The organism is Rhodopseudomonas sp. B29 (assembly GCF_000333455.1).
GTDB lineage: Bacteria > Pseudomonadota > Alphaproteobacteria > Rhizobiales > Xanthobacteraceae > Rhodopseudomonas.
In genome coordinates this window covers 1-9,906 of record NZ_BADD01000793.1, presented here as the reverse complement: position 1 = coordinate 9,906, position 9,906 = coordinate 1, and the positions used below count along the sequence as shown (strand labels likewise).

The window sequence follows — 9,906 nt, the reverse complement described above, 5'->3', positions numbered from 1 at the left end:
GCCGACGTTCAGCCGCAAGCTGATGGAGCTGGAAGATCATCTCGGCACGCGGCTCCTGACCCGCACGACGCGGCGGCTGGAGCTCACCGACGCCGGCAGTGGCTACGTGGCGGCCTGCAGGCGCATCATTGAAGACGTGAGCGAGGCCGAGCGCCGTGCGGCCGGCGAATACGTCGCGCCCAAAGGCGAACTGGTCATCACCGCGCCGATCGTGTTCGGGCGGCTCCATGTCCTGCCGGTCGTGACCGCGTTTCTCGCGATGTTCCCCGAGATCGACGTCCGGTTGGTGCTGTCCGATCGTAACGTCTCGCTGCTCGACGATCACATCGACGTTGCAGTGAGGATCGGGGCGCTGCGCGATAGTTCGATGATCGCCACGCAGGTAGGCGCGGTGCGCTGGGTGGTGTGCGGCAGTCAGGATTACTTCGCCGCTCATGGTGTACCGCGCACGCCGACTGATCTCGCGAACCACGCCTGCGTCAGCTTCGAAGGCGCAGCTGCGGCCGCACCGTGGAGCTTCAAGGCCAAAGGCAAAAAGACCGCTGTCGCCGTGCCGGTGCGGGCGCGGCTTTCGGTGAACTCCGCCGAGGCCGCGCTCGACGCCGCGGCAGCGGGCGCCGGTATCACCCGTGTACTGTCGTATCAGGCCGCCGCCGCAGTCTCTGCGGGCAAACTGAAGATCGTGCTGAGCGCGTTCGAGCCCGAGCCTTTCCCGGTGAGCCTGCTGTATTTGTCGCAGGGTGTGCTGCCGCTGAAGATGCGCAGCTTCATCGACTTCGCGGCGCCGAGGCTGCGCGCCGCACTGGGCGGATTGTCGAAGCCGGCCGGCGAAGCACGGCGCCGGCGATCTTAAACGACGCCGTGTTGCTCAGAACTGCGTATGCAGCCGCGTCGCCAAAAGATGCACCGGACCGCGGTCGCGGTTGAAGGCCGGATTGGCGATGAACTGGTAGTCCGCAGTCAGCTTCCAGGAATATACCGGCAGGCTGTAATAGGCCTCGACCACGTTTTCATTGCCCGGGTTCGGCAGCCGGCCGTCACCGATGATCGCGGTGAGGCCGCCGGCGTCGAGATAGGCAATACGCGCGGCCGAGATGTGGTTGATCAGGCCGGCAAGGCCGAAGGTGTCGTCCGGCCGGTTCCACAATTTGCCCGACACCGACACGCCGGCCGACACCGAGCGGTCGGAATCCGAGAACGCGTTGGTCTCGAGATTGGGGCTGCTGAAGCCGGCGCGGGCGAACAGGCCGATTGCGTCGGTCAGCTCCTGCTCGAGATTGGCCGACACGCCGGTCTTGCTGGTGTAGGTCCGCACCGTCGAGATATCGGGCGTTGTTGCGGTGGCCTGCCCCTGGCGGACAGCGGTGTCGAAGCGGCCGAGCCGGGCGCGGTTGAGGAAGCCGGTGACCGCGATCTTGCCGGCACGGCCCCACAGCGAGTAGCGCCGCTCGATCTCGCCGACCATCTGGAACTGGCCGAAGGCAGGGTCGAGGTCGGTGCTGTTCGGCGTCACCGGTAGGTCGAACAGGCCGGCGCGGAATGTCCACGGGCCGGTGTACCACTCGGCAGCGGTGCCGTAGGTGAAGGCCCAGGCGTCGGCCGCGTAGTCGAAGGTCAGGATGTCGGCGAGACCCCAATTGAGGAAGTCGCTGCGCGGGTCGTGGGCGTATTTGTTGGTGTCGAAAATATCGCCGACCGAGAACTTGCCGGCGGTGATGACGATGCGCTCGGACGATTGCTTGCCGGCAAACTGATTGGCCGCGCCCGCCACGGTCTCGGTGGCTTCGCCGAGATCGAGGGTCTGACGTACGAAGTAGCGTGTCATGCGGGCGTAAGGATAGGACGAGCCGACCTTGTAGGATTCGGCACTTGGAAATGCCGCGACGCCGAACGTGCCGGAGAGGCCGAAGCCCTGGTCGATCTCCGGATTGATCCAGAACTCGGCGCCGTCCCACAGCTTGGCGCCGATATAGAACGTCGCGTCGAAGGTCTGGCGCGCCTGATTCGGCGTTAAGCTGTTGGTGCCGCGATAGGGCGAGCGGAACGATGGCGCGTACTGCCAGGTAAAGGTGCTCTGGCCGTGGAAGGCGAAACGATCGGTTTCGATCGCGTTGAAGCCCTTGGTGAACAAGTCCGATCTGAGCGGCTCGGCGCCAAGCTGATAGTTCAGGCCCAGCCGGATATTTTGCGTCAGCATGTCGGAGCTGACTCGCTGCCCGGCTTGCGGAAAGATGGCGTCGGTTCGGCCGAAGCCGGTGGCCAGATATTCGAGCCGGGCGCTCCAGCGCGGCGCCACCGGCACCTCGACGCCGACGCCGGCCGCCCAGCCCAGCCGCCACAACAACGCGGTCTCGTCGGTGCCGGCCGCTGTATCTGTCCAGCCCAGCCGCTCATAGCTCCAGGCGAAGCCGGCCGTCGCATAAGGCAGCCAGCCGCCCGGCAGCGCATAGCCAAGCCGGCCGCGGGCGGTGCCGGAGAGCACGACCTGATCCTGGTAGTTCAAGGTGCCGGCCAGGCCGAATTGCTGGCGGCTGCCGATCGTGTTCGGCGACTGAAGGTCGGCTTCGACGCCGATCAGCCAGCCCGACGGCAACATCAGATTGTAGCCGGCTTGCAGACCGACTGCATAGCTGCCGGTGCCCTTGAAGGCCTGGAACGGCGAGAACAGGCTGAGGGAGCCGTCGGCGGGGCTGCGCGGCGCGGACCAGTCGGAACGTCCGCCGGTGTAATCGAAATGGCCGCCGACGTAGAAGCCGGCCCAGTTGAAGGGCTCAGCGGCGGGCGCCTTCACGGCCAAGTCGCCGGCTACGGCCGGCGCTGCCATCGAGACGATGACCATCCCTGAACACAGTACCCGTCGCATGCGGCCGACCATTCCATCTCTTCGGCCGGTCCCGTACCACAATGCCGATGTCGCACCAGCCACGGATGGTTCCGAGCGCCGCTTTTCGTGGTGCGCTGTCGCGCAATGGCAACAATCAGCGCGCCGAAACGCCCGTTATTGCTGGAGTTGCGACGACTCTGTGACAAATGTCATTTGCGTGTGATCGCGCCTGCTGTTCAACCTTCCTTCAGAAGCTGTTCGGCAATCTTGGCGCGGCGCTGCTTGTAGTAATCACGGGCTCCGCCGCTAAAATGCAGCAAAGCGCCATCATCCATGATTCGGCGCGCGCAGTGCGGAACGCTTTCGGCCGATTCGCTGTTCGTAATCGGCGTTCGATCGCATGGGTGGACACGTTTTTTCCGAGCGGGGCAGGTGTGGTGACGAGATCGAAGACTGAACGGACCGCGCCGCGGCGCTGGGCTGCTCCCGCGATTGCGGTCGTGGCCGCTATGGCGGCGCTGACGCTGCCGACGCAGGGCGCCACTGCCAAGCGCCGTGCAGCACCGGTCGAAGCCACTGCGCCGCGCCCGGCCGGCGAGCCGATCATGGCAATCGTCTCGATCAAGAGCCAGCAGGTGACCCTGTACGATTCCGAGGGCTGGATTTACCGCGCCCCGGTCTCGACCGGCACCACCGGCCGTGAGACGCCGGCCGGCGTGTTCGCGGTTGTCGAGAAAGACAAGGACCATCACTCGACGATGTACGACGACGCCTGGATGCCGAACATGCAGCGCATCACCTGGAACGGCGTGGCTTTGCACGGCGGGCCGCTTCCAGGCTACGCCGCTTCGCACGGCTGCGTCCGCATGCCGTATGATTTCGCCGAGAAGCTGTTCGACAAGACCCGCATCGGCATGCGGGTGATCATCTCGCCCGAAGACGCCGCGCCGGTCGACATCAGCCATCCGGTGCTGTTCAGCCCGAATCCCGATGCGATCGCGGCCGCGCCGGCTCGTGCCGAAAGCACGGCGCGTGATGCCGAGGAGGCCGCGCGCGCGGTCGACGAGGCCAAGAAAGCCGCCAGCGCAGCGGTGCGCGAGGCGGCTCCGCTCAAGGCTTCGCTGGCCAAGCTGGAGAAGCAGAAGGCTCGCGCCGACGCCGAGCTGAAGCGGGCCGATCGGCTGATCGCCGCCGCCAAAACCGATGACGCCAAAGCCAAGGCGACGGAGCTGCAGCAGAAGGCGACGCAGGCCTCGACCGACGCGGCGAGCCAGCTCGACGCCGCCCGCACCGACGCAGACGCCAAGCGCGCCGCCGTCACCACGGCCAAGGACGCCCTCAAGGCCGCCGAAGCCAAGAAGGCCGAAACGGCCAAGATGGCGCTCGACGCCAAGCTCGCGCTCGAGCCGGTGTCGATCTACATCAGCCGCGCGACGCAGAAGCTCTATGTCCGCCGCAACACCCATAAGCCGGCGCCGGACGGCGGCGGTGAGGTGTTCGACACCTCGATCGAAGTGCCGGTGACGATCCGCGATCCCGATCAGCCGATCGGCACCCACATCTTCACCGCAATGGCCAAGACCGACGCCGGCCTGCGCTGGAGCGCCGTTTCAATCGAGCCGCGCGACGGCGCGAAGGCGGCGCTCGACCGTGTCACCATTCCGCAGGAGGTTCTCGATCGCATCGCTCCGACGGCCCAGGTGCGCTCGTCCATCATCATTTCCGACGAGCCGCTGAGCGCGGAGACCAACTACCGCACCGAATTCGTCGTGGTGCTCAACGACCAGCCGCAAGGCGGCTTCATCACCCGCAAGCCGACGCCGCGACAGGAGATGGTCGTGGCCGAGCAGGACGGCTGGGGCGACAATTTCTTCGGCGGTTTCTTCGCCCGCGAGCCCGAGCCGCAACCGGTCGATCCTCGCACCATGCGCCGCCGCGGCGGCCGCGCGTACTACTACCAGGAGCAGCCGCAGCCTCGGCAGATGTGGCCTGGCTATCAGAGCTGGTAGCTCGCCGGTCCCATCGACTAAAATGAAAAGGCTCGGCAATGTTGCCGAGCCTTTTTCGTGATGATTGGATGTCGAGAGGTGGCCGGCAGAGAGGCGACTTCCGGACAAACGCTGTTCGACGTTCGCGGCGTGTATGGACCCCTTGTTAGGGCCGCATCACGATGACCGCGGCGAATTCAGCTGATCACCGACAAACTGATAGAGGCGCGTTGCGACCGCAGCGACCAGCGTCGTCGCGATAAACAGCACGATGCCCAGCCAAAGCGACGCTGCGATCATTGCGGTCGCCGATCCGGGCAGCTGTTTGAACCAGGACAATGGTGCCGCGGCCAGCATGACGACCGGGAGCAAAGGCAGAACAATCACCGATCTTCCGAACCCGGCCGCGCGGCCCATATCGCGAAGCGCATTTTGCCAGGTGGCGCCGGGCGCCCCGATGGCGGCTGCCGGCAGCAGCACCAGCAGACGGCACACCACGAGCCACATCGCGAAGGTCGCGATCGGAGCAAGAATCGAGGCTGCCTGCATCGGAGGTCGAGAGCCGACGTAGTAGGTTGGTCCCGTCGGGGCGGTGAGGATCGCGAGACAGGACGGGAAGGCCAACAGCAGAACAAAGATCGACAGCCGGCCGAAATATGCTTGAAACCGCTCGCTCGACCAGCCGACATCTTCGTCGGCGGCTGCGTCACCGAGCAGCAATGCGAGATGCACTCTCAGCAAGAACGAACTGAGCAGGAAACTGAGCGCGATCAGCAGGGCGATCCGGGCGATGGTTTGCACGGCCGGGGAAGTCGTCAGGTAGATCGGCCCAATCCAGATGGCGACACTGCCGATTGACAGCAGCGCGACCGAAACCAGCGACGCCTGCCAGTACGTTCGGACGATGTAATACAGATCCCAATAGGCCCATACTGTCGCCGTGATGATGGATGGACATGGTCGTTCCACGCGGTCGATCTCCCGGAAACTGTCGGGCGACAGTATCCGGGAGGCGCGTTTAACAAGGCCTTTGCTCACGTCGTTAACGCGGGCAGAACGTCAATCTGCGTCTCTATGCCAACGGCTTGCAAGACGTCCAGGAACTATGAACTGTTCTACACCGCATGCACCGAGGCTTCGCGTTCCCAGAAGCGCAGCTTCGCGCACATCCGGAGGAATGCTTCCGCATCCGCCGCCTTGCTCAGCACGAGGAAGCCCTCGTCGGCGATTGCGCCGGCTTTCTCCAACAGCGGCGCGGCTTCTTGCGAATAAGCGATGAATTTGGCATGCGCGTAGGCGTCGGCGATGAAGTCGCGCGCGGTCGCTTCGGACTGCAACAACGTGCTGCCCTCGGTCGACACCAGGATCGCAACGGCGTCGTACAGCACCGATGGACCACCGTTGACCTTCTGTTTCGCCGGTCGCTCCATGTCCTTGCTGTCGGTGAAGCCGCCGACCTTAGGCGCCACCAATTCGACCAGAGCGCCGTGCTTTTTCGCGGCCGTCTCCAACGCATCGAGCAGCGAGGCGTCAACGCCGTCGCTGACCAGGATGCCGAGCTTGCGGCCCTTGAAGTCGTTCGGTCCGTTCTCGATGATGCTGAGCGCGGGAGAGGGCGGCAGATCGTCGATCACGGGTCGTGCCGGCTTCGCGGCCTTCGGCAGCTCCATGCCGAGACCGTCGGCCACCTTCTGCGCCAGCGCCTTGTCGACATTGACCAGATGTGACATCACGCGCGCGCGGATCGCCGGCGTTTCGACCTTGCTCAGTTCGAAGGTGAAGGCGCGGGCGATGTGGGTCTGCTCGATCGCCGTCTGGCTGAGATAGAACTGCCGCGCCTGGCTGTAGTGATCGGCGAATAGTTCGCCGCGTGCACGCCGCTTCTCGGCGGCGATCTCCTCGGGGAACGTCGAAAAGCCGGTGGCGGACTCGCGTGGACCTTCACCCCAGGAGTTGGGCTCGTAGTTGGCGCGGCCGCGCGGGTTGTTCAGCGTCATGTGCCCGTCCTGCTGGAAGGTGTGGAACGGGCATTTCGGCGCGTTGATGGGCAGGTCGTTGAAGTTCGGGCTGCCGAGCCGCTTCAGCTGCGTATCGAGATAGGAGAAGTTGCGGCCCTGCAGCAGCGGATCGTTGGTGAAGTCGATGCCGGGCACGATGTTGCCGGTCTGAAACGCGACCTGCTCGGTCTCGTTGAAGAAGTTGTCGACGGTGCGATTCAGCACCATCCGTCCGACGCGTCGGATCGGCACGCGCTCTTCGGGAATAATCTTGGTCGCGTCGAGAATGTCGAACTCGAACTCGTCGGCGAATTTGTCATCGAACAGCTGCAGGCCGAGCTCCCATTCGGGGAAGTCGCCCATTTGGATAGCATCCCACAGATCGCGGCGATGGAAGTCGGGATCGGCGCCGTTGATCTTCACCGCCTCGTTCCAAGCGACCGACTGCAGGCCGAGTTTCGGCTTCCAATGGAATTTGACGTAGGTGGATTTTCCCTTGGCGTTGATCATCCGGAAGGTATGGACGCCGAAACCTTCCATGAAGCGGAACGAGCGCGGAATGGTGCGGTCGGACATGATCCACAGCGCCATGTTGATCGATTCCGGCATCAGCGAGATGAAGTCCCAGAAATTGTCATGCGCGGTCTGCGCCTGCGGGAAGCCGCGATCCGGCTCCTGCTTGGCGGCGTGAATGAGGTCAGGGAATTTGATGGCGTCCTGGATGAAGAACACCGGGATGTTGTTACCAACTAGATCCCAATTGCCTTCCTTGGTGTAGAACTTCACCGCGAAGCCTCGCACGTCGCGCGCCAAATCGGCCGAGCCCTTATTGCCGGCGACGGTCGAGAAGCGCACGAACAGCGGCGTCTGCTCGCCGGCGCGCTGGAAGATGTCGGCCTTGGTGATGTCGGACAGTGACTCCGTAGTTTCGAAATAGCCGTGGACGCCGAAGCCGCGGGCGTGGACGACGCGCTCGGGAATGCGCTCGTGTTCGAAGTGGAAGATCTTTCTCGCGGAAGTGCGAGTCTTCCATCAGCGTTGGACCGCGCGGTCCGGCCTTGAGGCTGTTCTGATCGTCGCGCACCGGCACGCCCTGGCGCGTCGTCAGCACCGGCGTGTCGCCGCTCGCGACCTGATGAGTTTCGCCCCCAGCGCCGCGCTCGATCTTGGCGTCGGCAATCGTGGCGGCAGTCAGGTCGGATTTCTTGTCAGCCATGTGACCTCTCAACGGAACCGGAGTGTAGGAGCAGCGCGTTCGCAAACGGGACGAGGGCGAACACGCGGGCGGCCGCGCGCGCTGCGTCGTGACTACGACCGTTGTGACGTTTCGTTCCGAAACGCCGCGCTATCCACCGACGGCTGGAATGACCGCCGCGCAATCAGGTGAGGGCGTGCAGCGGCCCGTTGGCGACGACGTCGAGGAAGGCCAGATGCCGGGCCCGCAGGTCGGCGAGGTCGCTCGGATTTCCGATTTCGCGCTCGGCGTCGTTCAGCACCAGATCGGCGTGCCTGCGGATGGTCGCCATGCGCGACGGGTCGCGCTCGCAGCTCGCCACGCGGGCCATCACCTCGACCATGCGGATCAGCACCGCCGGCGTGCGCGCAGCGTTCTGCCTGATCATGTGGAACATGGTATCGACCATCTCGTCGTATTGCAGATGCGGCACGACCAGCAGAGGACGCCCGTCCTCGACGGAAACGCCGGATCGCAGCCGCCGTGGTTTCATCTCGCACAACGCGCTGCCGAGCCGGTCGAGCACCGTGATGGCGGTCTGCGGATCGTTGATGCCGGGCGAGAGCGCGCGGACGGCGACTTCGACGAGTTGGCCGATGGCGAAATGCAGATCGCCGAACGAGGGGTGCTTCGGATCGAGCGCGGTGGCGCTGCGGATCGCCTCTTCGATTCCGTCGCGCGGCGGTTTGATCAGCGCGATCGGCGCGCCGGGAAAGACGTAGTCGCCGGGCCGTACCAGCAGACGGATCGCTGTGTCGTGCTCGCGAGCCCAGGCGGCGAGGCCTTCGTCGTCGAGCTGGTGCAGATAGCCTTTGCGATCCTCGATGATCGGCTGCGCGCCCGCCCACCAGGCGGCGGGCGGCGGCGCGGCCTGCTCGTCCTCGCCCGTAGACTCCTGCATGATATCGTGGAGGTCTTCGCTGACCAGGCTGATCACCGTGTCGACGTTGATGCGTCCGGCCATATGGCCGACGAAGTACACCAGCGTCGCGACGCAGACGACCGCCAACGCGATTCCGACGCTGACCGCCAGATGCGGGATGAAGGCGCCCTCGGTCTCGGTGCGGACGCTGCGCAGCACGACGAGCGCGTAGCAGAAGGTGCCGAGAAAGATTCCGAGGGTAATCTGGTTGCCGCGATCGCGGGTGAAGTTGCGCAGCAGGCGGGGGCCCATCTGGCCGACCGCCAGCGACAGCGCGGCGATGGTGATCGAGAAGATCGTGCCGGCGACGCCGATGGTCGATGAAGCGACCGCGCCGAGCAGGGTGCGCGCGCCGGTGGCGCCGCCGTTATAGAGCCAGTTGTCGAGCAGCCAACTCGGCATCAGCGCGCTGCGATCGAGCGCGATCAGCCCGAAGGCGCCGCCAAGGCCGAGCATCACCAGCAGCGCCGGCACCAGCCAGAAGGTCTCGGTGAGATCGTCCAGCAGCTTGCGCAGGCGCGCGGTCATCCGCTCGCCTCTCGGACACCGGAGGCCGACGGCATCGCGACGACGCGTTGTAGCAGATCGCGGTCGCCCATCAGCGCGCGTTTCTCCGGCTTGCCGAGCCAGTCGATCACCTCGTCGAAGCTGTGGGCGTCCTCGACCATGGCGCGGGCGAGGGCGAGCGGAGGATCGATGCGGCCACGTGGCCGGCGCGGATGGCGATCAAGCCCGGCGAGGTGAAAATCGAGCAACGCACGGTCGGAGCGCAGGAGGGCTACGGGGTCTTGCGTATCGTCGGCAGCCGGCAGGGTCGCGGCGATGTCGCGGACCCGCGCGAGGATCGGTGGCGGCGCCAGATCCTCGGGCGTCGCCAGCAGCGCCGGCCGTGCCGCCATGGTGCGGTTGGTCACGAGCGCCACCGGAATTGCCAGCAGGAG

At 65.2% G+C, this 9,906-nt stretch carries 5 protein-coding genes and 2 pseudogenes; 2 read left to right on the top strand and 5 right to left on the bottom strand.

Annotated elements, in window-relative coordinates; all coding sequences use genetic code 11:
• Nucleotides 1–853 (top strand): LysR substrate-binding domain-containing protein (locus tag I5M_RS28565; protein WP_022724524.1); only part of this gene is annotated, 853 nt, incomplete at its 5' end.
• Between the two features lie 15 nt (nucleotides 854–868).
• Here I5M_RS28565 and I5M_RS28560 read toward each other — a convergent pair.
• Complete coding sequence (locus I5M_RS28560; RefSeq protein ID WP_244432115.1) at nucleotides 869–2,824, bottom strand: carbohydrate porin; 1,956 nt, start codon at nucleotides 2,822–2,824, stop codon at nucleotides 869–871.
• A gap of 437 nt (nucleotides 2,825–3,261) precedes the next feature.
• On the opposite strand from I5M_RS28560, the gene I5M_RS28550 reads away from it, so the two are divergent.
• Nucleotides 3,262–4,833, top strand: a complete 1,572-nt coding sequence (locus tag I5M_RS28550; protein ID WP_031337946.1) for a L,D-transpeptidase — start codon at nucleotides 3,262–3,264, stop codon at nucleotides 4,831–4,833.
• A 156-nt stretch (nucleotides 4,834–4,989) separates the two neighbouring features.
• Here the strand turns inward: I5M_RS28550 and I5M_RS28545 are convergent, their stop codons facing one another.
• The 4 genes and pseudogenes from I5M_RS28545 to I5M_RS32980 form a co-directional block, all read right to left on the bottom strand.
• On the bottom strand, nucleotides 4,990–5,850 hold the full coding sequence (locus tag I5M_RS28545) for a hypothetical protein (protein ID WP_148287978.1): 861 nt from the start codon (nucleotides 5,848–5,850) through the stop codon (nucleotides 4,990–4,992).
• A gap of 77 nt (nucleotides 5,851–5,927) precedes the next feature.
• Nucleotides 5,928–8,025: pseudogene (locus I5M_RS30785) on the bottom strand (catalase).
• A gap of 163 nt (nucleotides 8,026–8,188) precedes the next feature.
• Nucleotides 8,189–9,493 (bottom strand): DUF2254 domain-containing protein, encoded by a 1,305-nt coding sequence (locus I5M_RS28535; protein WP_022724519.1) that lies wholly within the window; start codon nucleotides 9,491–9,493, stop codon nucleotides 8,189–8,191.
• Nucleotides 9,490–9,906, bottom strand: a pseudogene (locus tag I5M_RS32980) (glucan biosynthesis glucosyltransferase H); the annotation flags it as partial. The pseudogene I5M_RS32980 and the gene I5M_RS28535, both read right to left, overlap by 4 nt.

Excerpts from the sequence above, each read along its gene's own strand:
- I5M_RS28560 (WP_244432115.1), bottom strand. The coding sequence starts at position 2,824 with ATGGCAGCGCCGGCCGTAGCCGGCGACTTGGCCGTGAAGGCGCCCGCC.
- I5M_RS28535 (WP_022724519.1), bottom strand. The coding sequence starts at position 9,493 with ATGACCGCGCGCCTGCGCAAGCTGCTGGACGATCTCACCGAGACCTTC.